The following is a 25,572-nucleotide window of genomic DNA, read 5'->3' as shown; positions in this document are numbered from 1 at the left end:
CGGAGAGCGCGAGAGGCAGCGCCTCTCGCACGGGTCGGACGCCCTGGCGTCCGAAACCGTTCCGGCTCAGGCCCGTGCCTGTTGCGCGCCCTTGGCGATGGCCTCGCGCAGCCGCTTCTCGAGCGTGCGCTGCTTGCCCTCGCTAAAGAACTTCAGCCCGAACATGTCCTTGACGTAGAAGGTGTCGACCACCTGCTCGCCATAGGTCGCGATCACCGCGCTGGCGATGTAGACGTTGGAATTGGCCAGCGTCCGCGTCAGGTCGAACAGCAGGCCGGGCCGGTCGCGGGTATCGACCTCGATGATCGTGTAGATCTCGGACCCCTCGTTGTCGAAACTGATCGTGGTCGGCACGGTGAAGGCCTGCTCGCGCTTTTTCAGCTTGTCGCGGTCCTTCATCGCGTCACGGGCGACGATCTGGCCTTTCAGCGTCTTCTCGATCATCTGCTTGAGGCGGGGCAGGCGGCTGGCCTCGTAGGGCGAGCCCTCGGCGTCCTGGATCCAGAAGACGGCCGTGGCATAGCCGTCGTTCGACGTGTAGGTCCGCGCGTCGACCACGTTGGCCCCGACCAGCGCCAGGGCGCCTGCGAGGCGCGAGAAGATGCCGGGGTGATCCACCAGCGCGAAACAGACCCGGGTGGCGTCGCGGTCCTCGTCCGGGTGCAGGTCCATGCGGATCTCGTCATCGCCGATCCCGCGCAGCAGGCGGGCAAAGATCACGTGGGCGGTGACATGCAGCCCCTGCCAATAGGTGTCGTAATGGCGGGCCGTCTCGGTGCGCAGGTCCTTGGGTTCCCAGTTGGCCAGCGCCTCGCGCAGGTTGCGCTTGGCCTCGGCGCCGCGGGTCTCGCGGCTGAGCGCCTCGATCCCGTCCTCGAGCGCGCGGCGGGTCTGGCGGTAGAGCGCGCGGATCAGCGCGGCCTTCCAGTTGTTCCAGGTCCCCGGCCCCACGCCCGAGATGTCGCAGACCGTCAGCAGGGTCAGCAGGTTCAGCCGCTTGACGCTGCCCACCGCCTTGGCGAAGTCGCGCACCGTGCGCGGGTCGGCGATGTCGCGTTTCTGCGCCATGTCGGACATCAAGAGGTGATGGCGCACCAGCCATTCGACCGTTTCGCAATCGGCCTTCTTCAGCCCCAGCCGCGGCGCGACCGAGCGGGCGATCTGCGCGCCGAGGATCGAATGGTCGATCTCGCGCCCCTTGCCGATGTCATGCAGCAAGAGCGCGGCGTAGAGCACCTTGCGGTCATACTTGGAGTTCACGATCTTGGAAGAGATCGGCAGCTCTTCCTCCAGCTCGTGGCGTTCGATCTTGGCCAGGTGGCTGATCACCTGGATCGTGTGTTCGTCCACCGTGTAATGGTGGTACATGTTGAACTGCATCATCGCCACGATGGGCTCGAACTCGGGGATGAAGGCGGCCAGGACGCCCAGCTCGTTCATCCGGCGCAGGGCGCGTTCGGGGTTCCCGTGCTTGATCAGCAGGTCCATGAAGATGTGCTGCGCTTCGGGATCGGTGCGCATCCCGTCGTCGATCAGCTTGAGGTTCGCCTTGATCAGCCGCATCGCGTCCGGGTGGATCAGCAGGCCCGTGCGCAGCGCCTCTTCGTAGATCCGCAGGATGTTCAGCTTGTCCGCCAGGAATTCCGCGTCATCGGTGATGGCCAGGCGGTTGTGGACCACCTTGTAGCCGGGCTTGAGCCGCGGCTTGCGCTTGAAGAGCCGTTCCAGCAGCGGTTCGGACTTCAGCTGCTGCGCCTCGAGCGAGGTCAGCAGGATGCGCGTCAGGTCGCCGACGGCCGTGGCGTGGCGGAAGTAGTCCTGCATGAAATGCTCGACCGCGCGGCGTCCGCCCTTGTCGGCATAGCCCATGGCCTCGGCCACCTCGACCTGCAGGTCGAAGCTCAGCTGTTCGACGGGGCGGTCCCGCAGCAGGTGCATGTGGCAGCGCACGGCCCAGAGGAAACTCTCGGCCTTGGCGAAAAGCGCGTATTCGTCGGGCTGGAAGACCCCGATGTCGACCAGCGCGCGGGCGGTGTCGACATGGTGCACGTACTTGGCGATCCAGAACAGCGATTGCAGGTCGCGCAACCCGCCCTTGCCCTCCTTCACGTTGGGCTCGACCATGTAGCGCTGGTTGCCCTGCTTGCGGTGCCGGGTGTCGCGTTCGTCGAGCTTGGCGGTGACGAACTCCTTTTCCGACCCGGCAAAGAGATCGTCGCGCAGCCGCTTGCCCAGCCGGTCGGCCAGGTCGCGCTGGCCGCAGATGTAGCGGTGTTCCAGCAGGGCGGTGCGAATGGTGAAATCCTCGCCGCCAAGGCGGATGCAATCCTTGATCGTGCGCGAGCTGTGGCCGACCTTGAGCCGCAGGTCCCACAGGATGTAAAGCATGCTCTCGATCACGCTCTCGGCCCAGGGGGTGATCTTGTAGGGCGTCAGGAACAGCAGGTCGACGTCGGAATGGGGCGCCATCTCGCCCCGGCCGTAGCCGCCGACGGCCAGGACCGACAGGCGTTCGCCCTCGGTCGGGTTGGCCAGCGGGTGCAGCGTGGTGGTGGCGAATTCGAACACCGTGGTAACGATGCAATCCATCAGCCAGGCATAGGCGCGGGTGACCGGGGTGGCGTTGCGCGGGGTCTTGGCAAGGCCGGCCTCGATCGCCGCGTTGCCGCGCTTGCGCGCCTCGCGCAGCGCCGCCACGACAAAGGCGCGCAGATCGGCCGGGGGCATGTCGCTGGCGGCTTTCTCGGCGATGGCGGCACGCATCGCGGGCATGTCGAAGATGTCGGGCGCCGGACAGGCCAAGTCGTCCGGCGCCCGGAAGGCAGGCGCGTCCTTGGGATCAGAAACCGGCAGTTCCGAAGGCTTTGGGTGCTGGGTCAATGATCGTGACTCTCTGGTTCTGGATGGTGGCGACCGCGAGGCCTTTTTCATTGGTCCCGCCCGGAAGCAAGCGGAAGATCCCGCCCGAGCCCTTGAATCCCGAGGCCTGTGTCAGCGCCGCCCCGGTCAGGGCATTGCTGCGCCCGGCGCTGACCAGCGCGCCGATGGCGGCGATGCCGTCGAACCCGAGCCCGGCCAGCGGGTGGGGGCTTTCGCCGTAGGCCGACTGGTAGCGGGCGGCAAAGGCCTGGGATGCGCCGGGATCGGCCACGGTGAACCAAGCGCCTTCCGCGCCGGGCAGGCGGAAGATCTGCGGCTGCACCTCCCAGCTGGACAGGCCGATGTACTGGATCTGGCCCGGGCGCACGCCGTTCTCGGGCAGCAGTTGCAGCAGCAGCGGCAGCGCCTCGTGCGCGGCGGGGGTGGTGATGTAGATCGAATCGGCGGCCCCGGCGCGGGCGGCGGTGGCCTGGGCGGCGGCATAGACGCCCTCGCGCGAGAGGGTGTAGGATTCCGCGCCCGCCACGGTCACGCCGGCGCGGGCAGCAGCGGATTCGATGGCCTGGCGGCCCAGGCTGCCGGCCACGTCGTTGCTTTGCAGGATCAGCGCGTTGCGGCGGCCCTGGCGGGCCGAGAAGGTGACCAGCCGGTTGGCCGCGCTCTGGAACGTATCGCCGAGGATGAACAGGTTGCCCCCGGCGATGGTGGTGTTGTTCGAAAAGGCGAGCACGTTGACGCCCTCGTCCGAGACGGCCTTGCTGGCCTCGACCGCGGCCTCGGCGAAGAGCGGGCCAAGGATGATCTTGGCGCCGTTGTCGACGGCGGTCTGCGCCATGGCGGCGGCCTGCGCGGGGTCGCCTGCGGTGTCATAGACGCGCAGCTCGATCCGGGCGCCGTCAAGATTGGCCACGGCCAGGCGCGCGGCGTTCTCGAGCGCGCGGGCGACCGGCGCGGCGCCGGCGTCCGAGCGCGGGATCAGCAGGGCCACCGGCACCGCGGCCGTCGGGTCGATCTGCGGACCGCCGCCACCGCCGAGGCTCGGAACGGGCAGACCGTCGCAGGCGGCAAGGAATAGCGCGGAGGCGAGGGCAAGGCCCCGGGCGATCCGCTTGCGGCTGCGGGTCAAAACGGCAAACATGGTGGCACCTCTTTTCGGTCTGGACAGGCGCCCCAAAAAACGCCCGTTCGGTTAAGGGGATAATAGACACCAGACAGGACGGGTCCAGTGGGGATTGCAGAGGTTTCGGTTTTGGCCCCCGGGCTTTACTTCGTGGCGACGCCGATCGGGACGGCGCGGGACATCACGCTCAGGGCGCTCGACGTGCTGGCCTCGGCCGAGGTGATCGCGGCCGAGGATACGCGGTCGATGCGGCGGCTCATGGACATCCACGGGGTCAAGCTGGGGGACCGCCCGCTGCTGTCTTACCACGACCGCAACGGGCCGCAGGTGCGCCCCAGGCTCATGGCCGAGCTGGCCGCGGGACGTTCGGTCGCCTATGCGTCGGAGGCCGGCATGCCGCTGATCGCGGACCCCGGCTACGCCCTGTCGCGCGACGCGGCCGAGGCCGGTCACATGGTCACCTGCGCCCCCGGAGCCTCGGCCGTGACGACGGCGCTGACGCTGGGCGGATTGCCCACCGACCGGTTCCTGTTCGCGGGCTTCCTGCCCAATGCCTCGGGCCAGCGAAAATCCGCCCTGTCCGAGCTGGGGACCGTGCCGGCGACCCTGGTTCTCTACGAATCGCCCAAGCGGGTGGGCGCCCTGCTGGCCGATGCGTCCGGGGTGCTGGGCGCGGCCCGCCCGGCCGCGGTCTGCCGCGAGCTGACCAAGCGGTTCGAGGAAGTGCGGCGCGGGACGCTGGGCGACCTGGCCGCGCAGTACGACGGCGAGACCGTGAAAGGCGAGGTCGTCGTGCTGATCGACCGGGCCGCCTCGGACGAGGCGGATGAATCTGCGGTGAAAGAGGCGCTTGTTAAGGCTTTGGAAAACATGCGCGTGAAAGATGCGAGTGAATCGGTGGCCACGGCGACCGGATGGCCCAGGCGCAAGGTCTACCAGATGGCGCTTGAACTCGCGGGGAAACGATGACGGCACATGATCCGAACCTGTTGGCAGAGGCGCGCGAACATCGTGGCCGCATGAACTACCTTGCCGGTCACGCGGCCGAGGCGCAGGTCGCAGCCGATTACGCGCGGCGCGGCTATCCCATGGCCGCGCAGTGCTGGCGCGGCGCCGGCGGAGAGGTCGACCTGGTGCTGCACGACGGGGACGGGCTGGTCTTTGTCGAGGTCAAGAAGGCCCGCGATTTCGCCCGGGCGCTCGAACGGATCACCATGCGGCAGATGCGCCGTGTGGCGGCCGCGGCGCAGGATTTCATGGCGCGCCAGGGCTATTCCATGCTGACGCCGATGCGCTTCGACGTGGCGGCCGTGAACGGGCATGGCGAAATCAGCCTGATCGAGAACGTGATGTTCGACTAGGCTTTGGCCAGGGTCCGCAGCAGGCCGGCAACCAGTCCGGCATCGGCGGGACTGGCCATGGAGGGCGCATGTCCGCAGGCCGGGAACTCGGTCAGGGCAGGCTTGGGGCCGGAGCGCACCATCCTGGCCGCGATCTCGGCCGTCAGCAGGTCACTTTGTGCGCCGCGCAGCAGGGCGGTCGGGGTGGTGATCGTCTCATAAAGGTCCCAGGCGGTTTGCTCCTCGGCATTGGCCTCGAGCATCTCGACCATCACCGGGTCGTAATGCAGGGTCAGCCGGCCATCGCCGCGCCGGCGCAGGGAGGTTTCCGCCATGCGCGTCCAGAAGCTGTCGGGCGCCGGGCCGAAGGGTTGGTAGACTTGGCGGAACCAGGTCTCGGCCTTGGCGAAGCTGTCGAAGTCGGGCAGGGCGGAGGCATAGGTCACGATGCGTTCGATCGCCGCGCGGGGCACCTCGGGGCCGATGTCGTTGATGACCAGCGCGGTGAGGCGATCCCCCGCCGGCCCGGCGGCCACGCGCATGCCGATCTGCCCGCCCATCGAGGTGCCGAGCCAGGCCGCCCGGTCGATCCCGTAATGGTCGAGCAGCGCCACCGCCAGCCGCGCGTAGTAGCTGGGGCGGTAGTGCGCCGCCGGGTCGGTGGCCCAGCTTGACAGGCCGCGCCCCAGCGTGTCGGGGCAGAGCACGAAGTGATCCGTCGCCAGCTCCCGCGCCAGTTCGTCGAAGTCGCGCCCGGTGCGTGCCAGCCCGTGCCAAAGCACGACGGCCGGGGCCGACGCGTCGCCCCAGCAGGTCACGTGGATCTCGTGCCCCATCACGGGGACGAAGTCGGAGCGGGGCGCGCCATTCATGCCTTGTCCCCCTTCTGGATGATCGTGCCCGCGATGCCCGAGGGGAAGAAGTAGACCAGCAGGATGAAGATCACGCCCAGCCAGAGCAGCCAGCGCTCGGGGTTCAGCAGTTCGGGCAGCAGCGGGATGTTGGCGGTTGCGCCGGCCGCGACCTCCATCAGGTCGCGCAGGTAGTATTGCGCCAGCACCATCAGCGTGGCCCCGATCACCGCGCCCCACATCGTGCCCATGCCGCCGATCACCACCATCAGCAGGATGTCGATCATGATCGAAAAGCTCAGCGCCGTCTGCGGCCCGGTGTATTTCAGCCAGACCGCGTAGGTTGCGCCCGCCAGCGCCGCGGTCCCGGCCGCGATGCAGAACACCGCCGTTCGGTAGGCGACGACGCGGTAGCCGATCCCTTCGGCCCGCGCCTCGTTCTCGCGGATCGCCTTGAGAACCGTCCCGAGAGGGGAGCCGGTGATCCGCAGCATGGCCCAGAACAGCACGGCGGAGATGACGAAGACGAAGTAATAGGCGGCGATCTTGCCGTTCATCTTGACGCCTGCGATCGACAGCACCTTGCCCTCCGCATCGACCAGAAGCTTGGTCGCGGGTTTGAAGAGGTCGGGCGTGCGGTAGGTCATCCCATCGTCGCCCCCGGTGAACTGCGAGAATTGCGTCGCCAGCACCAGCACGACCGAGGCCGCGGCGAGGGTGATCATGGCAAAGAAGATCGCCTTGACCCGCAGCGACAGCAGGCCGATCCCGACGGCCAGGACCAGTGCCACCGCCACCCCGGCGGCGGAGCCCAGCAGCACCGGCGTCCAGCCTGGCCCCATCTGTTTCAGCGCGATGGCGACGCCGTAAGCGCCCATGCCGAAGAACATCGTATGGGCGAAACTCACGATCCCGGTGTAGCCGATCAGCAGATCGTAGCTGGCCACCAGCACGATGAAGATGGCGATCCGCGCGGCCACCTCGATCTGGCGCACGTCCTGGAACAGGAACGGCGCAAAGAGCAGCAGCGCCCAGATCAGCAGGGCCGCGCCCTTGACGGTCAAAGTGCCCCGCATCTCAGTGCCCTTTCGCGGCCGGGGCCAGCCCGTTCGGGCGCCACAGCAGGATGATCATCATCAGGATCATGTTGGAGGCCAGTGCCAGTTTCGGCGCGAGGAACCCCACGTAATTGGCCGAAAGCCCCACGATCAGCGCCCCAAGCAGCGTGCCCTGGATCGAGCCGAGCCCGCCGATGATGACGACGATGAAGACGATCACCAGCATCTCGGCCCCGAGCGCGGGGGTGATCAGCGTCACGTAACCGGCCCACATGGCACCGCCCAGGGCGGCAAGGCCGGAGCCCAGCATGAAGACGCCGATGAAGAGCCGGTCGATCTTGAAGCCGAGGCTTTCGACCATCTCGCGGTTCTCGACGCCCGCCCGGATCAGCAGGCCGATCCGGGTGCGGTTCAGCAAGAGGTAGAGGCCCAGGTAGACCACGGCGCCAAGGACCAGGGCGAAGAGCCGGTAGATCTCGACCGCCGCGTCGCCGATGATGATCGAGCCTTCGAGGAAGGCGGGGCGCGGCACATTGGTCGGCGTGCCGCCCCAGGTGGCGAGGATCAGCTGCTCGGCCACGATCAGCGCGCCCATGGTGATTAGGATCTGGCGCAAATGGTCGTGGTAGACCGGCTTGATGATGATGCGCTCGAACAGCCATCCGGCAAGGAGGCCGGCGGCGATGGCGGCGGCAAGCGCCAGCACCAGCGCGGCGATGTTCAGCAGGATCGACGGCGCGCCGAGCCAGCCCGAGAGGGCGGCAAGGGTCGAGGCCGCGACGAAGGCGCCGAAGCTGACGAAAGCCGAATGGCCGAAGTTCAGCACGTCCATCAGGCCGAACACGAGGCTGAGCCCCGAGGCCATGAGAAAGATCAGCATCCCCATCGCCAGCCCCGCCACGGTCAGCGTCAGCCAGGACGAGGGCGCGCCGATCAGCACGAAGGCGATCAGCGCCAGCGCCACGGGCAGCAGGTAAATGCCGCCGAGTTTGCCGAAGAGATCGCTCATGCCGCGCCCTCCGCCGACAGGCTCAGCAGCCGGTCTTGCAGGGCCGCGTCGGCGGCGAAGGCCTCCATCGTTCCGGTGTGCACGATCTGTCCGTCCTCGATCACGCCCATGTCCCGGCCCAGCGACCGGGCAAAGGCAAAGTTCTGTTCGACCAGGAGAATGGTCGTCTCGGCGCTGATCTCGCGGAAGCCCTCGGCCATGGCGTCGATGATCGACGGGGCGAGGCCCTTGGTCGGCTCGTCGACAAGGATCAGCTTGCGCGGTTCGATTATGGCGCGGGCGACGCTCAGCATCTGTTTCTGCCCGCCCGAGAGCGCGCCGGCGGGCTTGTCCCAGAAGGTCTTGAGCGCCGGTAAAAGCCCGTAGACCCAGTCGAGCCGCTGGGGGTCGTAGGTCCCGTTCGCCGTGGCCAGGACCATGTTCTCGGCCACGGTGAGCCCGCCGAAGATGCCCATGTTCTCGGGCACGTAGGCGATGCCGCGCTTGGCGATGTCCGAGGTGTGGAGGCTTGTGATGTCCTCTCCGTCAAAGCGGATGGAGCCGGGGGAGGGCTGCCAGAGCCCCATGATCGCGCGCAGCGTCGTGGTCTTGCCGGCGCCGTTGCGGCCCAGCAGGACAAAGACGCCGCCCTGCGGGACTTTGAGGCTGACATCATGCAGAACGGCGTATTGGCCGATGCTGACACTAAGGTTCTGGATCGACAAAAGGCTCATGCGGCGGTCCCCAGGTAGACGTCGCGGACCAGTTGGCTCGACATGACCTCGTCCGGGTCGCCATCGGCCAAGAGCTCTCCGTTATGGAGGACGATGATCCGATCGGCGAGCTTGCGGACCACGTCCATCTTGTGCTCGACCAGCAGGATGGTCTTGGACGGGTCGTGTTTCAGCTCGGCAATCAGGTCCAGCACGTCGGGCGCGTGGTCAAGGCTCATGCCGGCGGTGGGCTCGTCGAACATGTAGATATCGGGCTCCATCGCCATCAAGAGCGCGACCTCTAGCTTGCGCTGGTCTCCGTGGGGCAGGGTGGCCGCGGGCAGATGCGCGACTTTTTCGAGGCGCGTGGCCTCGAGATAGCGCTCGGCCCGGGCGGTGAGGTCTGTGAAGCGCGCCGCGGGGCGGAAGAAGCGGCGCCCGTCGCCGGTCTGCGCCTGCACGGCGAGGCGGATGTTCTCGAGCACCGAAAGGCGCGGGAAAAGGTTGGTCAGCTGGAAGGCCCGCCCGACGCCGTGCCGCGCGCGGGTCGAGGGGGAGAGGCGCGTGAGGTCCACGCCGTCCTTGGTCACGGTGCCTTCGGAGGGCAAGAGCTGGCCGGAGATCATGTTGAAGAAGGTCGTCTTGCCCGCGCCGTTCGGGCCGACGATCACCGTCAGCTCACCGGGGCGGAAATCGCAGGTGACCTTGTTGACGGCGACATGGCCGCCGAACCGGATCGTGAGATCGCGGGTGGAGAGCGAAGGGTGTGTCATGGGGATGTGTTCTGTGGCCGGGGTCGGATTGGGGGCCAGCCCCCAAACCCCCGGAGTTTATCGGCAAGATGAAGGGGGATCGGCGCCTGTTGAGGCGGGGTGCCCCGGCCCGGGGACAGGATGGGCCGGGGCGGTCGAGATCAGTTCTTGCGGCCGAGGGGGATGTCCATTTCGTCCGCTTCGATGATCCGCACCTTTTCCGGGATCGCCCAGTCCACGTCCTCGTCGACGCGGATCTTGAAGTGCAGCATGGACTGCAGCGCCTGGTGATCCTCGGGGCGGAAGGTCATCGGGCCCTTGGGCGTGTCGAAGGACATGCCCTCCATCGCGGCGATCAGCGCTTCGGTCTCGAATTCCTCGGTGGTTTCCAGCGCCTTGACGATGGCCATGGCCGCGCTCATCCCGCCGGCGGTGAAGAAATCGGGCGGGGTGCCGAAACGCTTCTGGTGTTCTTCGACGAGCCATTTGTTCACGTCGTTGTCGAAGGCCTCGTAGTAGTAGTAAACCGCGCCTTCCATGCCGGGCACGCGCTTGTAGGTCGGCAGGACGGGCAGGATATGGCCGCCGGTCGAGATCTCGATGCCGAAGCGTTCGGGCTCCATCGCCTTGATCTTGCCCATGGGATCGCCGCCGCCGGCGACGTAGATCATGATGACCTTGCGGCCGTCGAGGTCCTTGAGCGCGTTGAACATGCGCTCGGCCGCGGCGGTGAAGTCGGTGGTGCCCTGGGGGACGTATTCCTCGGTCACGACCTCGGCGCCGGACCCGTCCAGCGCGGCCTTGAAGGCGGTGATGCCGTCGCGGCCAAAGGCGTAATCCTCGGCCAGGGTGGCGACATGCAGATCGGCGTCCGGCTTCAGCGCCAGGGCCTGCGCCTGCATGTCCATCGACGAGTTGCGCGAGGTCTTGAAGACGTAGCGATTGCTGTCCGGCCCGGTCAGGCTGTCGGCCACGGCGGGTTCGACGATCAGCAGGCGTTCGTATTCCTCGGCGATGGGCAGCATGCCCAGCGTCACGCCGGACGAGGTCCCGCCGACCGCGATCAGCACGTCATCGTCGCCGTAGGCCTCGGCCAGGGCGGCGCGGGCCACGTCGGGCTTGAACTGGGTGTCCTTGTAGATCAGCTCGATCGGGTGGCCCTTGACGGCCATGGTCCCGCCGGTGGCGTATTCGAGCCCCATTTCGAAGCCGGTATGCGACTGCTTGGAAAAAACCTCGAAGCTCGAGCCGGACATGCCATGGATCAGGGCGATCTTGATCGGGTCTTCCTGGGCCAGGGCGGCGCCGGCCAGCCCGGCGCTCAGGCCGAGGGCCAGCGAGGCACGCAAGAGCGCCCGCTTGGTGATTGTCATCGTGAATTCCTCCCGTACCGCCGCACGCGCGGGCAAGCTTTTGCCCCGGGCGGCTTCGTTGTATCGTGGGCCTACGCTGGCGCATCGGAAGGGGCCTGACAACTTGGGGAAAACACGTATCGACCTGGCGTTCGACGGCGGTGACCTGTCCGGGCTGGCCTTCGAGCATGCGCCGGTCGGCCTTGTGGTGACGGCGACTCGGGTGATCAGGGACTGCAATCCCGAGTTCGCGCGCATGTTCGGCTATACCCGCGCCGAACTTGCGGATCGCCTGTTCGAGGTCCTCTACCCCAGCTCGGACGAGTTCACCAAGATCCGCGATCGTGGCGTCGACGACCTGCGCCGCACCAACACCTACTGGGACGAGCGGGTCATGGCCCGCAAGGACGGATCGCTGTTCTGGTGCCGGGTGCGCGGCCATTCGCTGACCCCAGATGACCCATTGCGCCGCGCGGTCTGGAGCTTTGCCGACCTCTCGGGCCACCGCCCCTACCAGCCGCTCACCCCGCGCGAACGCGAGGTCGTGAACCTGCTGGCCGAGGGGCGCACCTCGAAGGAGATCGCGCGGATCCTGTCGATCTCGCCCCGCACGGTCGAGGTACACCGCGCCAACCTGCAAAAGAAGTTCGGCGTCACCAACACCAACGCCCTGCTCAACGCCATGTCCGGCGTTCCGCCTGAGCGCATCGTCAGCCTCTAGGGGTCCGATCCCCCTTCATCTTGCCAGTAAACTCCGGGGTGCGTGAGGGGCTGGCCCCTCACTCCCGCGCTAACCACCAAAGCCTCCGGCGGGAGTATTTCTGGAAAAGTGAAAGCAGGACCGCTTCCATCCCATTTCACCTTTCCAGAAATATCCCGGGGGGAGTCCGCCTTGGCGGACGGGGGGCAGCGCCCCCATCCACGGCCTGCCTATTCGCGCAGCTCGTCCGGGGCCACGCCCCAAAGCGCCGTCTTGCGCGTCCAGCCGCGATAGCCGCCTGAACTCAGCCGGCACCAGTCGCGGTCGCATTCGCCGAGCTTGGCGATCACGCCATGTTCCAGCCGGGCCTCGACCGGGGCCTTTTCGTCGGGCCGCACATGCAGGTCGATCACCTGGTCCTCGATCAGCACCGTCCGCACGCCCGAGAGCAGCGAGTAGTGAATCCAGCCGCCCGCCCCGTCGCGGTCGCGCACCCGGCGCCAGTGGCCATATTCCGCCGTGATCTCGAGCGGCATGTCGCGGCGGACGAAGACCCAGTCGATCCGGTGGCTCAGCGACGGGCCGCGGCGCACGTTGCCCTCGGCGGCCTTCATCGACACGAAGCGCGGCAGCGGCAGGTTGGTCACCGGGCCCTTGCCCTCGGATGCCGCCAGCGGCGCCCCTGCGACGCATAGCCCCAACAGCGCGGCGAAGACCGCGACTCCCCAATTCCGCATGGTTGAAACCCTGCCTGTGCCCATTCTGCCCGATGCTCTTCCCGTGGCGGTTCTTGAAGCCCGCCCGCTTTTTGGTAACTCTAGCCCCCACGGCCCCATCAAGGGAAGACAGGGAGGTCCCCGCATGCCATCTGAGCGCCTGAGTGTTGTTGTTACGCGACGCTTGCCCGACGCGGTGGAAACCCGCCTGTCCGAGCTTTTCGACGTGCGGCTGCGCGACGAGGACACCCCCATGAGCCGGGCCGAGCTGGTCGCCGCCGTGGCAGACTGCGACGTGCTGGTGCCGACCGTGTCCGACACGATCGACGCCGGCCTGATCGGCGCCGCCGGGCCGCGGCTCAAGCTGATCGCGAATTACGGTGCGGGGGTCGACAATGTCGACGTGGAAACCGCCCGGCAGCGCGGCATCCTGGTGTCGAACACGCCCGGCGCGGCCACCGACGACACGGCCGATGTGACCTTGGCGCTGATGCTGGCCGTGACGCGGCGCCTGCCCGAAGGTTTCCAGGAGATGCAGAACGGCAGCTGGGCCGGCTGGGCGCCCACCGCCAACCTTGGCGGGCGGCTGGGCGGGCGCCGGCTGGGCATCCTCGGCATGGGTCGGATCGGCACGGCCGTGGCGCGGCGCGCCCGCGCCTTCGGCATGCAGATCCATTACCACAACCGCCGCCGGCTGCGTCCCGAGCTCGAGGAGCCGCTCGAGGCGACCTATTGGGAAAGCCTCGACCAGATGGTGGCGCGGATGGACATCGTCTCGGTCAACTGCCCCTACACGCCCTCGACTTTCCACCTGCTGAACGCGCGGCGGCTGCGGCTGATGAAACCCTCGGCCGTGCTGGTGAACACCTCGCGCGGCGAGGTGGTCGACGAATCGGCGCTGGCCCGGATGCTGCGGGCGGGGGAGTTGGCGGGCGCCGGCCTCGACGTTTACGAAAAGCATGCCGAGCCGAATTCCCAGCTGCGCCAGCTGCCGAACGTGGTGCTGCTGCCACAGATGGGTTCGGCCACGGTCGAGGGGCGGCTCGAGATGGGCGAAAAGGTCATCATCAACATCAAGACCCATGCCGATGGCCACCGGCCGCCGGACCTGGTCGTGCCCGCGATGCTGTAATCTTGGGTGGCCGATGGCCAACAGGCGTGGCCGCGTCGGCGGTTGTATGATCACAGGTGGCCGATGGCGCGCAGGAATTCTGTCAGCGCCTCGGCCCAGTCGGTCGCTGCCTCGACCGGCGCCATGTGGCCCGCGCGCGGGATCAGCGTCAGCGTGGCGCCGGGGATCAGCGTGGCAAGCTCTCCGGACAGGTCGGGCGGGATCGCCCGGTCGTCACGGCCCGAGATCACCAGCGTCGACAGCCGCAGCCCCGAGGCGGGGGTGTAAAGATCCGTTCCCGAGATGGCTGAAACGCCACCGAGGTAGCCGTCGGGCGACATGGCCTTGAGGCGCGCCGACCAGAGCTGCGCCAGCGGACCGGGGCGGTTGAACCACGCGGTGACGGTTTCTGCGGCGATGGCCCCGATGCCGCCTTGCGCGACCGTTTCGGCATGGCGCGCCCAGCGGGCGGGGGTCGAGAGCTTCGGCGCGGTCGCCGACAGCACCAGCCCGCGCACCAGGTCCAGCCGCTTGACCGCCAGCGCCATGGCGACCATGCCGCCAAGCCCGTGGCCGACCACGACCGCATCTTTCAGCCCCAGCGTATCCAGCAGCGATTCCGCGTCGCGCACCAGCGCGCCCATGGCATAGGGCGGGGCAGGGGCGTCGGTCGCCCCGTGCCCGCGCAGGTCGGGGGCGAGGCAGCGCAGGCCCTCGGGCAGGGCGCCCGTGACCCCGTCCCAAAGCCCCCGATCCTGCCCGAGCCCGTGCAGGAACAGCACCGGCGCGCCGGCGCCCGTGTCGGACAGGCCCACCGAAAGGCCGTTCAGATCAAGTCGCGTATCCATCCGGCGCAGATGCCCTTTGAGGCGCCGCGCCGCAAGGGCTCAGCCGAAGGTCGGCGCGCGATTTTGCATGTTGGCCATGACCGATTCCACCTGGTCGGGTTTGCCGATCAGCGCCGCCTGTTCGCGGCTTTCGGCCAGCAGCACGGCCTCGGGCGCTTCGGTCTCGGCCACTTCAAAGAGGCGCTTGGCCGCGCGCACGGCCGAGGGGCTGCGCGACGCGATCACTGCCGCCAGTTCCTGGGCGCGGGCCAGCGGGTCGTCGGCCAGTTCCGTCACCAACTCCCACTCCAGCGCGGCTTCGGCCGAGAACACCTCGGCCGTGTAGGTCAGCCGCCGCAGAATGTCCGAGGGCGCGAGGCGGGGCAGTAGGACCATGCCGCCCATGTCGGGCACGAGGCCCCATTTCATCTCCATGATCGACAGTTGGGTACCGGGTGCCGCGATGCGGATGTCGGCGCCAAGCGCCAGCTGGAAGCCACCGCCAAAGCACGTCCCCTGCACGGCGGCGATCACCGGCATCGGCAGCTCGTGCCAGACCATCGCGACACGCTGGAACCGGTTCGACTGGCCGTGGGTGCGGGGCATCAGCACATCGGCCGGATCGCCTTGGGTGAGCGCGCCGAAGCTGGCCACGTCCAGCCCCGCGCAAAACGCCCGCCCTTCGCCCGACAGCACCACGCAGCGCACGTCGGTGCGGTCCATCAGCGCCTCGCCCGCCGCGATGATCGCGTCGATCATCGCGGGGTCCAGCGCGTTCATCTTGTCGCCCCGGGTCAGGCGGACATGGGCGACGTGGTTCTCTACCGTGGTGCTGACGCGGGACATCGGGCGCTCCTCCTCTTTCCGGGCCATGGTGCCGGGCCGCCCGCGCCAATGCCAGCGGAACGTGGGGGCAGATATCGGGGGGGATTGCACGGCGCGGGGCGGCACGGCATTTAGGGGCCAAGGAGGACCGCCATGACCCATCCCCGTTATACTCGCACCGTCGCCGCCCTGCCCGAGACGGTGCCCTTCGTCGGCCCCGAGACGCTTGAGCGCGGGCGCGGCGCGCCCTTCGACGCGCGGATCGGCGCGAATGAAAGCGTCTTCGGGCCCTCCCCGAAAGCGATGGCGGCGATGCGCGACGCGGTGGCGGAATGCTGGAAATACGGCGATGCACCCAGCCATGACCTGCGCCAGGCGCTGGCCGCGCATCACGGGATCGCGCCCGAGAACATCGTGGTGGGCGAAGGGATCGACGGACTGCTGGGCGACCTGGTGCGCCTGCTGATCGAGCCGGGCGATGCGGTGGTGACCTCGGACGGGGCCTACCCGACCTTCAACTACCATGTCGCGGGCTATGGTGGGGTGCTGCACAAGGTGCCGTTCCGGGATGACCGCGAGGACCTGCCCGCGCTGCTGGCCAAGGCGGGTGAGACGGGCGCCAAGCTGGTCTATTTCGTCAATCCCGACAACCCGATGGGCACCTGGAGCACGGCCGAAGAGATCACGGCCGCGCTGGCGGATCTGCCCGAAGGCTGCCTGCTGATCCTCGACGAGGCCTATGCCGAGTTCGCGCCCGAGGGCGTGGTGCCGCAGATCGCCATCGACCATCCGGGCGTGGTGCGGATGCGCACGTTTTCCAAGGCGCATGGCATGGCGGGTGCCCGCATCGGCTATGCCATGGGCGCGCCGGGGCTGATCCGGGCCTATGACAAGGTGCGCAACCATTTCGGCGTGAACCGCACCGCGCAGATCGGCGCGCTGGCCGCGCTGGAAGACACCGCCTGGCTGGGCCATGTGCGGGCCGAGGTGACGGCCGCCTGCGACCGGATCGCCGATATCGCCCGCGCGCATGGCCTCAGCCCCTTGCCCACGGCCACCAATTTCGTCGCCATGGACCTGGGCGGCAACGGAGACCTCACCCGTGCGCTGGTCGCGGCGCTGGGCAAGCGGGGCATCTTCGTGCGGATGGGCTTCGTGCCGCCGCTCGACCGTTGCCTGCGGGTCTCGGCCGGGACCAAGGCCGACCTCGACGCCTTCGAGGCGGCACTGCCCGCGGCTCTCGAAGAGGCGCGGGCGGCCGTCAGCGCCACCGCCTGATCAGACGTCGATCACCAGGCAGGAGGTCGTGCCATGCGCGACCAGCTTGCCGTCGGGCCCCCACATCCGCGCCTCGGACGTGCCGACGCGGCGGCCGACCGACAGGGCCTTGCCCTCGCAGCGGTAGGTGACGCCCGGGCGCGGTGCACGGGTGATGTTGATCTTGACCTCGATGGTGGTGCAGGCCTTGCCCGCCGGCATCATGGAATGCACCGCGCAGGCCAGCGCGCTGTCCATCACCGTCATCACCCAGCCGCCATGCACGCCCCCCATCGGGTTGATGAAGTTCGCGGGCGGGATCGCCTCCCAGGTGATGTGGCCTTCCTCGGCCTCGATGATACGCTGGTTGCTGATCGCCGAGACCGGCGGCGCGGGCAAGTCGCCCGCCATCATGGCGCGAAAGATGTCGATCCCGGCCATGTGGCGGATGTCTTCGGGCGGGATCGCGCGCAAATCGGCGGGGTCGTGAAAGTTCATGGGCTCTCCTCCGGGTCGCGGCCATCGAACCTTGCCGCGCCGCGGCGCGCAAGCGGAACACCGCGTCACGGGCAGGCCACGCGGCCAAGTGAATGGATCGGTGACGAAATCGCGCTAACCTCGGGGGCAGGAGGAAGATTCGAAGGTCTGACATGAGCGACGAGCGTCGGCGCAAGGTGGGGCGCGCCCCCAATTACACGATCCCGGCCCTGGTCATGGGCGGGGTGAACCTGTTCTGGATCTTCCTGGTGATCTGGGCGGTCTTCGGCTTCTGGGCCGTGGCGCTGCTGTCCTGGGGGCTGGAACGCGCGATACACGCGCTGGGCCGCCGCCGGATGCGCGGCTTTGACCCCGGCGCGGCCGGTCCCGGCTGACCCCCGTTTGGCCTGTGGCCGGGAAGACGCGCTGCCCGTCCCTTGTATTTTTGCAGGTTGCCGGATTGTTCCGGTCGGCTAATCTCGTCCGAAGCTGCTACATTTTGATTGAGATCGGTTCATGCGCCTCCGGGGGGTCAGACGCAGTCGGAACATCGAGGATCGCCGCCGGACGGGCGGAGGAGGGCGTGCCATCGGCGGGATCGGCGGCGTGGGCCTTCTTGTGGTCCTGGCGATCGCATATTTCACCGGTGTCGACGTGACCCCGCTGCTGGAAGAGGTGGCGCAGCCCCAGCAGACGGCCCCGCGCGAGCTGAGCGCCGAGGAAGTCGCGGCCGGGGATTTCTCGGCCCAGGTCCTCGCCACGACCGAGGAGGTCTGGTCCGACATCTTCCCGGCCCAGGTGGGCGAGGCCTACGTGCCCCCGGTGCTGGTGCTGTATTCCGGCGTCACGCAAAGCCCCTGCGGCGGGGCCTCGGGCGCGACCGGGCCGTTCTACTGCCCGGCGGACAACAAGGCCTATCTCGACACGGAATTCTTCGCCACGCTGGAACGGAAACTGGGCGCCCGCGGCGATTTCGCCGCCGCCTACGTGATCGCCCACGAGGTCGCGCACCACGTGCAGGACCAGCTGGGCATCCTGGGCCAGGTTAACGCCTATCGCCAGTCGGCCAGCCAAACGGACGCCAACGCGATCACCGTGCGGCTCGAGCTGCAGGCCGATTGCCTGGCCGGGGTCTGGGCCAGTTCGGTCGACGGGCTGCTGGAACCCGGCGACATCGAGGAAGCGCTGAACGCCGCCCGCCAGATCGGTGACGACACCTTGCAGCGCAACGCGGGCCGGGTGCCGCAGCCGCATACCTTCACCCATGGCACCAGCGCGCAGCGGTCGCGCTGGTTCGCTGCGGGCTACCAAGGCGGCGACATGGCTGCCTGCGACACCTTCGCGGCGGAGCGGCTCTGATGTCCGGGTTCACGTTGCATGCGCTGACGGCCGGGCAGGGGATCCTTGCCATCTCGCAGATGCCGGGGCGCAGCGGCGATTACGCCGCCGACCTCGCCACTGTGCGGGAATGGAAACCGTCCTACGTGCTGACCATGACGCCCGAGGCCGAGATGATCCCGCACGGGGCGATGAACTTCGGCGCCCACATGCAGGACAGCGGCACCCGCTGGGCCTACCTGCCGACCGACGATTACGGCGTGCTGCCCGAAGATCTCGCCGCCGAATGGGCGCGGGCCAGCGCGCAATGCCGCGCGGCGCTGCGCGGCGGCGGGCGTGTGCTGATCCATTGCATGGGCGGTTGCGGGCGGTCCGGTATGGCCGCCCTGCGCCTGCTGATCGAAATGGGCGAAGACCCCGAGGCCGCGCTGGATCGCCTGCGCGCCAAGCGGCCCTGCGCGGTCGAGACCGCCCGCCAGCTGCAATGGGCCATGGCGGGCGAAAAGCAGCCCGACCCGGTGCCCCGATCGCTCAGCGACATCCCGCAGGATTAACGCTTGTAGGGGTCCTTGGGGCCGCGGTCGTCCGACAGGGTCTGCTGGCGCCGACGCACGAGATCCTCGATGGCATCGGCCAGGTGGACCTCCTGGATATTGTAATCCCCGGCCGCGACGCGCTTGCGATGCGCCTCGATCATCACGTCCGCATGGGTGCAGCCCATGGGCGGTTCGAACCGGTAGCAGGCCAGTTCGATCAGCAGGCCCATCGGGTCCTTGAAGTAGATCGAATCCATGAAGCCGCGGTCCTTGACGCCCGAATGGCCGATCCCCCGCTCGGTCAGCCGTTCGACCGCCTGGCTGAAGGTCGCCTTGCTGACGTTGAAGGCGATGTGGTGCACGCAGCCCGGTTCCGTCGGGGTGCGGCGCGGGTCGGGTGTGCGGTTTTCGTTGGTGAAGATCGTGATCAGCCGCCCGTCGCCCGGGTCGAAATACAGGTGCCCCTCGTCCTTGTTGTCGAGGTTCGGCTGGTCGAAGATGAAGGGCATGCCCAGCACGCCTTCCCAGAAATCGATGGACGTCTGCCGGTCGGCGCCCGTCAGCGTGATGTGATGAACGCCCTGAGTCTGAAGTTTCCGCATGGTATCCTCCTCTGTGCTGACACACAGATAGCATCTCTGCCTCGATTGACACGTCTGAGTTATTGCGCTGGTTTCGTGCATTGGCGCACGTTTCCGCCGCGTGGTAACCATGTTGTGCGAGGACCGGCCGATTTTCCGATAATTCGTGGTACATTCAAGACGTGGGGGCCCCGTGTATTCTTGGGAGACACCATGCCCTATAATTCCTGCGCGACCATCCGCGACGGCCAGCCGCTTTACACCGTCCATCCCGATGCCCCGTTGGACGAAGCGTGCCGGCTGCTGCGCGACCACGATATCGGCGCGCTGCCGGTGGTGCGGCGCGGCACCTGCGTCGGCCTGCTGACCGAACGGGACCTGATCCGCGAGGTGCTGGCCGAACGGCTGTTCAATCCGTCGATCCGGGTGCGGGACGTGATGCGCCCGGACCCGGTGGTGATCGAGCCCGAGGCGCATCTGACGGACGCGCTTTGCACCATGCTTGCGGGCAATTTTCGACACCTGCCGGTGGTCGCCGGGGGCGGTCTGCTGATCGACATGATCTCGATCCGCGACATCCCGCCGGCCGCCCGGCTCGAGGCATTGCGCGACATCGAGGATATCGAGGCGCTGGCCCGCCGCGCCCGCCTGGACACGCGCCTGAGCGGGATGGAGCGCCCCGACCCGCAAGAGCACGGCGTTGTCGCCGAGTTCTGACCGACGCGCCTAGCGCGGCAGGTCAGCATAGGGGCAGACGTCGTCCTCGAACCGGACGCGGCGCCGGCGGAAGGTCGGGCCGTCCGTCACCTCGGGCGCGCTGATGCGGTCCATGCGGAAGTGGCGGAAATCGCCCCGCGCCGGGTCCCAGGACACGAGGTACCACAGCGGCGGCAGGATCAGCATCGCCTGCGGTTCCACCTCGCGCAGCGTCTCGTTGCCCTTGGCGTCGCGGTAGCGGAACCGCAGCGGGCGACATTCGAGGAAGGCCGGCTCGAACGCCGGCAGAAGCGCGGGGTCCATCGCCCCGAGGTCCGACAGGTCCTGCAGCGGCGACAGCGTGCCGACGTAGAGACAGTCGAGCATCCGGCGCAGGTCGCGCAGCTTGTCGCCGGGCAGGGAGCGTTCGATCTTGGCCAGCCCCGCATCGGCGAGGCCCGAAAACGGCAGCCCCCCGGCCGCGCGCATGGCGGCGACGCTGATCAGCAGGGCAAAGACCTCGGCCACCGACAGCCGCGCCGCGCGCTGTACCGACTGCGGATCCAGCTGCAGCCCGCCGCCGCGCCCGGTCTCGGAATGGATCACGAAGCCCTCGTCGCGCAGCGCGCAGATGTCGCGCAGCACGGTGCGGCGCGAGGCGCCGACCTCGGCGGCCAGCGCATCGACGGTCGAGGTGCCGGTTCGGCGAAGGGTGCGGACGATGGCGTCCTGGCGCAGGCGTGGGGTCATGGTTGCACCCTGGCGATTTTTGGTGACAAATTTTGGCACCAATAGCGTCTAGTCAGGGATCAGGCAACACCCAGAAAGGACCTGACCGATGACCACCCTGACCCGCACCCGCCCCGAGATCGTCAACCCCGCCCACCTGCCCGACACCCGCCAGAACGGTTACAGCACCGCCGCAATCACCTCGGGCCGGGTGGCGCATCTCTCGGGCCAAGTCGGGTTCGACCGCACCGGCGGCCTCTCGCCCGACTTCGCCACGCAGGTCGCGCAGGCCTACGAGAACCTTCTCGCGGTGATCGACGCGCTGGGCGCGCGGCCCGAACAGGTGGCCAAGCTGACCCTTTTCGTGGTCGATCACGACATGGCCAAGCTGGGCGTGCTGAGCGAGGTGACCGCCCGCCACTTCGGCGCCGAGCCGCCCGCGCAGACCCTGGTCGGCGTCGCTGCGCTGGCGCTTGAGCCGATCCTGTTCGAGGTCGAGGCGGTGGTGCAGCTGGACTGAGCTTCTGCGTCTTGCCCCGGTCCATGGCCGGGGTGCGGCGTCTCAGTTGCAGCCCATCTGCGCCTCGCGCGCGCGTATACGGTCGAGCGCGGCGCGCTCGGCCGTGCTGAGCGGTACGTCGGCCGCGGCCAGCGCCGGGTTGCAGCCGGCATTGGGAAATGCCGCCTTTCCCCGGGCGCTGGTGAAACAATAGCCGTGCCGGGCGAAGTAGGCGTTGCGCTCGTACCAGAGTGCGTCGCAGCTGGTGCCCTGTACCGGCCGAACGGGCTGCGGCGGCGCGGCCTGGGGCAGGGCGCGGATCCAGTTGGAATGCGCCCAGCCCATCAGCCCGGTTTCGGTCCGGACATACAGCCACGGGCCGCGCTGGTCGTAGGTGGTCAATCGCGTGCCCTCGACCATCTTGGCCAGCCGCCGCGCGCCCGAGGTGGTGCCGTCGCGCAACGCGAGAAAGCCGTCGCCATGGGGGTCGAGGCCCGACACGACATGGGTGAAGCCCGGCGTCGTCACCTGCGGAACCGGTTGCGGCGCGACGGCGGCGACGGTCGCCTGTCCGCCGCCGGTCGCGGCCGGGCGCCGCCCGCCGGGTGCGCCCAGGTAGATCTGGTCGATGAGCGATGAATTTTCCCAGTGGATCTGCGCGCCGTCGGTCTCACGCACCACGTCCGCCCGCACGGCACGCATCAGCCCGTGTAGGTCCGCGCCGGCGTCGGGCAGGTGCCGAAGCAAGGCCGCCGTGAACGGGCTGTTGGCCCCCTCGCCATCCAGCGCGACATTGCCGGGCTGGGTGGAAAAGGCGATGTAGCTATCGACGCCCGCATCCAGCCGCGCCAGCCCGCGCGACACGCTACCCAGCGACCGGCCGGTCATCCGCGCCTCGAACGGGTTGTTGCGGCAGGCATCGAGGATGATGATGTTGCGGTCGGCCCGCAGCTCCATTTCCCGCAGCAGCGATTGCAGGTTGACCGAGGCGGTCTTGAGCTCGGCCGCCTCCTCGCCTCTGGCATCGACCGGGATGACGAAGTTCTCGCCGCCGATCTGGATACCGTGGCCCGAGAAATAGAACAGCGCGACCTGGTCCGACCGCAGCCCGCGCGTCACCTCGTCGATCAGTCGCAGCGTGTCGGTCCGGGTCAGGTCGTAGCCGTCATGTACCGCGAACCCGATGCTGCGCAGGGCGCGGGCGACGTCGCGGGCATCGCGGACAGCATTGGGCAGGTAGGGCGCATGGGTATAGTCGGAATTGCCGATCACCAGCGCGACCCGGTCCTGCGCGCGTATCGGTGAGGCCAGCGACAGGCCGACCAGCAAGCCCAGGAGGGCAAACCGTAATAGGGTCCGGAAATGGCGCATGTTCAAACGGGCCCGGGCTGAGGCAATGCTCAAGGGTTGCACAGGTTGCAGAGTCGATCAATCCGGCTGGATCGCCCTCCCGTGCGACCGGCCTCACGACCCCGGCGCGCGGGGCAGGGTCCAGCCATAGCGGACCGAGGCGATGCGCAGCACGACGGCCAGCGCAACCGCCCCGGCGGCCGCTGCGCCTTCGGGCAGGCCCAGCGACAGGGCGCCCACGTAGACGATGGCCCCGGCGAGGGCGGCGAGGGCGTAGATGTCCTCGCGCAGCACGCGGGGCACCTCGGCCGACATCATGTCGCGCAAGACGCCACCGCCGACGGCCGAGATCATGCCCAGCAGCACCGCGCCCGGGGCGTGCAGCCCGGCGTCAAGCGCGGTCTGCGTGCCCGCCACGGCAAAGGTGCCCAACCCCAGCGCATCCAGCAGCATGACCGGGCGCGAGACCCGCTCCAGCTGCGCCCAGGTGAAGACCGCCACCAGCCCTGACCCGGCGGCCAGCGCCAGCGGCCAGAGGTCGCGCAGCGCGGCGGGGGGCGTGGCGCCGATCAGCAGGTCGCGGGTGATGCCACCCGCCACGCCCGTTGCGGCGGCCAGCACGAGGATGCCGAAGAGGTCGAGCTGCCGCCGGATCGCCACCAGCGCCCCCGACAGCCCGAAGGCGAAGGTGCCGAGGATGTCGAACACTAGCAGGATCGTCTCGGATGTCATGCGGGTCCCCCTGCGCCAAGGGGATAGCACCCGGCGCAAGACCCGCAAACGAAAAAGCCCCGGCCGCGCGGGCCGGGGCTTTTCCAACGGTTGCGAAAGGGATCAGGACGGGATGTCGCCCGACACGCCCTCGATGTAGAAGTTCATGCCGGCCAGCGTGCCGTCGTCGGCCACTTCGCCTTCGGCCAGCCAGGGCGTGCCGTCCTGCTTGTTGATCGGGCCGGTGAAGGGGTGATACTCGCCCGCCGCGATCGCGTCGCGCAGGGCCTCGGCCTCGGCCTTAACCTCGGCCGGGACCACGTCCGAGATCTCGCCGATGCCGACCATGCCGGCGCCGATCCCGTCCCAGGTGTTGGTCGTCGTCCAGGTGCCATCCATGACGGCCTGCACGCGGTCGATGTAATAGGGCGCCCATTCGTCGATGATCGACGAGATGCGCGGCATCGGCGCATATTCCGCCATGTCGGCGGCCTGGCCGAAGGTGTAGACGTTGCCCGCCTCTTTCGCGGCCGCATGGGGCGCGGTCGAATCGGTGTGCTGCAGGATCACGTCGCAGCCCTGTTCGATCAGCGCCTTGGCGGCGTCGGCCTCTTTCGCCGGGTTCAGCCATTCAAAGATCCAGATGATCTTGAACTCGACATCCGGGTTGACCTTCTTGGCGTGCAGGTAGGCCGAGTTGATGCCGCGCACGACTTCCGGAATCGGCACCGAGGCGATGTAGCCGATGGTGTTGGTCTTGGTCATGTGGCCGGCCAGGGTGCCCTGCACCGCGCGGCCTTCGTAGAAGCGGGCCGAGTAGACGCTGACGTTGTCGGCGGTCTTGTAGCCGGTGGCATGTTCGAACTTCACGTTCGGGAACTTGGAGGCGACGTTGATCGTCGGGTCCATGTAGCCGAAGGACGTGGTGAAGATGATGTCGGCGCCGCCCAGGGCCATCTGGGTGATGGCACGCTCGGCATCCGGGCCCTCGGGGACCGATTCCTGGTAGACGAACTCGACCGCGTCACCGAAATGCTCGACCATCTCCATGGCCGAATGGTGGTGGTGCTGGGTCCAGCCGCCGTCGTTGATCGGACCGACGTAGATGAAGCCGACCTTGGTCTTGTCCTGTGCCCGGGCCGGCAGGCCGAAGGCGGCAGCGGCCGCGGCGGCAGCGCCGGTGGCCAGGAGGGTTCTGCGTTTCATGGATCTCTCCCTGATTGATCCCGGAGTGGATCTCCGGTGCGGTTGACGCCTCTCAACTCGAGGCGTGGAACGGTTTGCCAAGCGACCCGGGTGCGCGTCCCGCCGACAAGGCGACCAGCACGATGATCGTGGCAATATACGGAGACATGGACAGGTATTCGACCGGGATGGCAAGCCCCGTCGCCTGAATGTTAAGCTGAAGCGCCGTGACTCCGCCGAAAAGATAGGCGCCGATGATCAGCCGCCCGGGCCGCCACGAGGCGAAGACGACGATGGCCAGCGCGATCCAGCCGGCGCCCGCGGTGATGTTGTCGATCCATTGCGGCACGCGGACAAGGCTGACGTAGGCGCCGCCAAGACCCGCGCAGGCGCCGCCGAACATGACGGCCAGAAAGCGCACCAGCCGCACCGGATGGCCCAGGGCATGGGCGGCCTCGGCATTCTCTCCGATGGCGCGCAGGATCAGCCCGGCGCGGCTGCGGGTCAGGAACAGCCAGACCAGCACGACGAGCGCGACGCTCAGGTAGACCACGAGGTCGTGGCGGAACAGGATCGGCCCCAGCACCGGGATCTCGCTGAGGCCGGGAATGGGCGCCTTGGGCACGATGATCTGCCCTTCGGCGACATAGGATTGCCCCATGAGGGCCGCGAGGCCCACGCCGAACAGCGTCAGCGCCAGCCCCGTCGCCACCTGGTTGGTCATGAGGAAGATCACCATGACCGCGAACAGCGTCGACACCAGCGCCCCGCCCACGGCCGCGCCGATGAACCCCACGGTGGCCGAGCCGGTGGAATGCGCGACGATGAAGCCGCAGACGGCGCCGGTGATCATCATCCCCTCGACGCCGAGGTTCAGCACGCCGGCGCGCTCGACCACCAGCTCTCCGATGGCGGCCAGCAGGATCGGGGTCGAGGCGACCATGATCGCGGCCAGCAGGAGGATCGGGTTGATATCCATG

Annotated in this window: 28 protein-coding genes; 10 read left to right on the top strand and 18 right to left on the bottom strand. The window is 68.2% G+C overall.

What is annotated here, in order from left to right; genetic code table 11:
* Positions 1–66: 66 nt before the first annotated feature.
* On the bottom strand, positions 67–2,880 hold the full coding sequence (locus MF270_RS06155) for a [protein-PII] uridylyltransferase (protein ID WP_418887863.1): 2,814 nt from the start codon (positions 2,878–2,880) through the stop codon (positions 67–69).
* The gene (locus MF270_RS06150) at positions 2,840–4,018 is read right to left on the bottom strand and encodes a penicillin-binding protein activator (RefSeq protein WP_238364993.1); all 1,179 of its coding nucleotides are present in this window, start codon (positions 4,016–4,018) and stop codon (positions 2,840–2,842) included. The genes MF270_RS06155 and MF270_RS06150 overlap by 41 nt, the downstream gene beginning before the upstream one ends.
* 132 nt (positions 4,019–4,150) lie before the next feature.
* Between MF270_RS06150 and rsmI the strand changes: the two genes are divergently transcribed.
* Together rsmI and MF270_RS06140 are read left to right on the top strand one after the other, a co-directional pair.
* Positions 4,151–4,969, top strand: a complete 819-nt coding sequence (rsmI, locus tag MF270_RS06145) for a 16S rRNA (cytidine(1402)-2'-O)-methyltransferase (RefSeq protein WP_238364992.1) — start codon at positions 4,151–4,153, stop codon at positions 4,967–4,969.
* Positions 4,966–5,361: a YraN family protein gene (locus tag MF270_RS06140; RefSeq protein ID WP_238364991.1), complete on the top strand. Its 396-nt coding sequence runs from the start codon at positions 4,966–4,968 to the stop codon at positions 5,359–5,361. The genes rsmI and MF270_RS06140 overlap by 4 nt, the downstream gene beginning before the upstream one ends.
* Here the strand turns inward: MF270_RS06140 and MF270_RS06135 are convergent.
* From MF270_RS06135 to MF270_RS06110, 6 genes are all read right to left on the bottom strand, one after another.
* Positions 5,358–6,212 carry an alpha/beta fold hydrolase gene (locus tag MF270_RS06135; protein WP_238364990.1) on the bottom strand — a complete coding sequence of 285 codons (855 nt, stop codon included), beginning with the start codon at positions 6,210–6,212 and terminating at the stop codon, positions 5,358–5,360. The two genes, MF270_RS06140 and MF270_RS06135, sit on opposite strands and share 4 nt — an antisense overlap.
* On the bottom strand, positions 6,209–7,267 hold the full coding sequence (locus MF270_RS06130) for a branched-chain amino acid ABC transporter permease (RefSeq protein WP_238364989.1): 1,059 nt from the start codon (positions 7,265–7,267) through the stop codon (positions 6,209–6,211). The genes MF270_RS06135 and MF270_RS06130 overlap by 4 nt, the downstream gene beginning before the upstream one ends.
* Position 7,268: 1 nt before the next feature.
* A complete protein-coding gene (locus MF270_RS06125) occupies positions 7,269–8,258 on the bottom strand; it encodes a branched-chain amino acid ABC transporter permease (RefSeq protein ID WP_238364988.1) in 990 nt (329 codons plus the stop codon).
* Complete coding sequence (locus MF270_RS06120) at positions 8,255–8,971, bottom strand: ABC transporter ATP-binding protein (protein ID WP_238364987.1); 717 nt, start codon at positions 8,969–8,971, stop codon at positions 8,255–8,257. Before MF270_RS06120 ends, MF270_RS06125 begins: the two co-directional genes overlap by 4 nt.
* The gene (locus MF270_RS06115) at positions 8,968–9,723 is read right to left on the bottom strand and encodes an ABC transporter ATP-binding protein (protein WP_238364986.1); all 756 of its coding nucleotides are present in this window, start codon (positions 9,721–9,723) and stop codon (positions 8,968–8,970) included. Before MF270_RS06115 ends, MF270_RS06120 begins: the two co-directional genes overlap by 4 nt.
* 140 nt (positions 9,724–9,863) lie before the next feature.
* Entirely contained in the window at positions 9,864–11,075 is a 1,212-nt protein-coding gene (locus MF270_RS06110) for a substrate-binding domain-containing protein (protein WP_238364985.1), read from the bottom strand.
* Positions 11,076–11,178: 103 nt separating this feature from the next.
* Here MF270_RS06110 and MF270_RS06105 point away from each other — a divergent pair, with 103 nt between their 5' ends.
* Positions 11,179–11,775, top strand: a complete 597-nt coding sequence (locus MF270_RS06105) for a LuxR C-terminal-related transcriptional regulator (RefSeq protein ID WP_238364984.1) — start codon at positions 11,179–11,181, stop codon at positions 11,773–11,775.
* Positions 11,776–11,984: 209 nt separating this feature from the next.
* Here MF270_RS06105 and MF270_RS06100 read toward each other — a convergent pair whose 3' ends face one another.
* Positions 11,985–12,491, bottom strand: coding sequence for an SH3 domain-containing protein (locus MF270_RS06100; RefSeq protein WP_238364983.1), 507 nt, complete (start codon positions 12,489–12,491; stop codon positions 11,985–11,987).
* 124 nt (positions 12,492–12,615) lie between these two features.
* Here MF270_RS06100 and MF270_RS06095 point away from each other — a divergent pair, with 124 nt between their 5' ends.
* Complete coding sequence (locus tag MF270_RS06095; RefSeq protein ID WP_238364982.1) at positions 12,616–13,602, top strand: 2-hydroxyacid dehydrogenase; 987 nt, start codon at positions 12,616–12,618, stop codon at positions 13,600–13,602.
* 50 nt (positions 13,603–13,652) lie between these two features.
* Here MF270_RS06095 and MF270_RS06090 read toward each other — a convergent pair whose 3' ends face one another.
* Entirely contained in the window at positions 13,653–14,429 is a 777-nt protein-coding gene (locus MF270_RS06090; RefSeq protein ID WP_238364981.1) for an alpha/beta fold hydrolase, read from the bottom strand.
* A gap of 39 nt (positions 14,430–14,468) precedes the next feature.
* Positions 14,469–15,254 carry a crotonase/enoyl-CoA hydratase family protein gene (locus MF270_RS06085; RefSeq protein WP_238364980.1) on the bottom strand — a complete coding sequence of 262 codons (786 nt, stop codon included), beginning with the start codon at positions 15,252–15,254 and terminating at the stop codon, positions 14,469–14,471.
* 132 nt (positions 15,255–15,386) lie between these two features.
* Between MF270_RS06085 and MF270_RS06080 the strand changes: the two genes are divergently transcribed.
* Entirely contained in the window at positions 15,387–16,511 is a 1,125-nt protein-coding gene (locus MF270_RS06080) for a pyridoxal phosphate-dependent aminotransferase (protein ID WP_238364979.1), read from the top strand.
* Here the strand turns inward: MF270_RS06080 and MF270_RS06075 are convergent, their stop codons facing one another.
* On the bottom strand, positions 16,512–16,988 hold the full coding sequence (locus tag MF270_RS06075) for a PaaI family thioesterase (protein WP_238364978.1): 477 nt from the start codon (positions 16,986–16,988) through the stop codon (positions 16,512–16,514). It lies immediately after the preceding gene.
* A gap of 152 nt (positions 16,989–17,140) precedes the next feature.
* Here MF270_RS06075 and MF270_RS06070 point away from each other — a divergent pair, with 152 nt between their 5' ends.
* The 3 genes from MF270_RS06070 to MF270_RS06060 all read left to right on the top strand — a co-directional run bounded on the left by MF270_RS06070 (position 17,141) and on the right by MF270_RS06060 (position 18,859).
* Positions 17,141–17,362, top strand: a complete 222-nt coding sequence (locus tag MF270_RS06070; protein ID WP_238364977.1) for a hypothetical protein — start codon at positions 17,141–17,143, stop codon at positions 17,360–17,362.
* A gap of 121 nt (positions 17,363–17,483) precedes the next feature.
* The gene (ypfJ, locus tag MF270_RS06065) at positions 17,484–18,326 is read left to right on the top strand and encodes a KPN_02809 family neutral zinc metallopeptidase (RefSeq protein WP_238364976.1); all 843 of its coding nucleotides are present in this window, start codon (positions 17,484–17,486) and stop codon (positions 18,324–18,326) included.
* The gene (locus MF270_RS06060) at positions 18,326–18,859 is read left to right on the top strand and encodes a protein-tyrosine phosphatase family protein (RefSeq protein WP_238364975.1); all 534 of its coding nucleotides are present in this window, start codon (positions 18,326–18,328) and stop codon (positions 18,857–18,859) included. The genes ypfJ and MF270_RS06060 overlap by 1 nt, the downstream gene beginning before the upstream one ends.
* On the opposite strand, the gene MF270_RS06055 is transcribed toward MF270_RS06060, so the two are convergent.
* The gene (locus MF270_RS06055; protein WP_238364974.1) at positions 18,856–19,443 is read right to left on the bottom strand and encodes a VOC family protein; all 588 of its coding nucleotides are present in this window, start codon (positions 19,441–19,443) and stop codon (positions 18,856–18,858) included. The genes MF270_RS06060 and MF270_RS06055 overlap by 4 nt on opposite strands.
* A gap of 192 nt (positions 19,444–19,635) precedes the next feature.
* Here MF270_RS06055 and MF270_RS06050 point away from each other — a divergent pair, with 192 nt between their 5' ends.
* On the top strand, positions 19,636–20,139 hold the full coding sequence (locus MF270_RS06050; protein ID WP_238364973.1) for a CBS domain-containing protein: 504 nt from the start codon (positions 19,636–19,638) through the stop codon (positions 20,137–20,139).
* 9 nt (positions 20,140–20,148) lie between these two features.
* On the opposite strand, the gene MF270_RS06045 is transcribed toward MF270_RS06050, so the two are convergent.
* Positions 20,149–20,868, bottom strand: coding sequence for a helix-turn-helix transcriptional regulator (locus MF270_RS06045; protein ID WP_238364972.1), 720 nt, complete (start codon positions 20,866–20,868; stop codon positions 20,149–20,151).
* A gap of 88 nt (positions 20,869–20,956) precedes the next feature.
* Here MF270_RS06045 and MF270_RS06040 point away from each other — a divergent pair, with 88 nt between their 5' ends.
* Positions 20,957–21,367, top strand: coding sequence for a RidA family protein (locus MF270_RS06040; protein ID WP_238364971.1), 411 nt, complete (start codon positions 20,957–20,959; stop codon positions 21,365–21,367).
* 42 nt (positions 21,368–21,409) lie between these two features.
* Here MF270_RS06040 and MF270_RS06035 read toward each other — a convergent pair whose 3' ends face one another.
* The 4 genes from MF270_RS06035 to MF270_RS06020 form a co-directional block, all read right to left on the bottom strand.
* Positions 21,410–22,717, bottom strand: coding sequence for a caspase family protein (locus MF270_RS06035; RefSeq protein ID WP_238364970.1), 1,308 nt, complete (start codon positions 22,715–22,717; stop codon positions 21,410–21,412).
* A gap of 93 nt (positions 22,718–22,810) precedes the next feature.
* Positions 22,811–23,428 (bottom strand): trimeric intracellular cation channel family protein, encoded by a 618-nt coding sequence (locus tag MF270_RS06030; protein ID WP_238364969.1) that lies wholly within the window; start codon positions 23,426–23,428, stop codon positions 22,811–22,813.
* A gap of 102 nt (positions 23,429–23,530) precedes the next feature.
* Positions 23,531–24,613, bottom strand: a complete 1,083-nt coding sequence (locus MF270_RS06025; RefSeq protein ID WP_238364968.1) for a BMP family ABC transporter substrate-binding protein — start codon at positions 24,611–24,613, stop codon at positions 23,531–23,533.
* Between the two features lie 52 nt (positions 24,614–24,665).
* Positions 24,666–25,571, bottom strand: coding sequence for an ABC transporter permease (locus MF270_RS06020; protein ID WP_238364967.1), 906 nt, complete (start codon positions 25,569–25,571; stop codon positions 24,666–24,668).
* Position 25,572 lies beyond the last annotated feature (1 nt).

This window comes from Mesobacterium pallidum, from assembly GCF_019966535.1.
Classification (GTDB): domain Bacteria; phylum Pseudomonadota; class Alphaproteobacteria; order Rhodobacterales; family Rhodobacteraceae; genus Mesobacterium; species Mesobacterium pallidum.
Note: the sequence above shows the minus strand (reverse complement) of the source record. Positions and strands in the feature narration are given on the sequence as shown.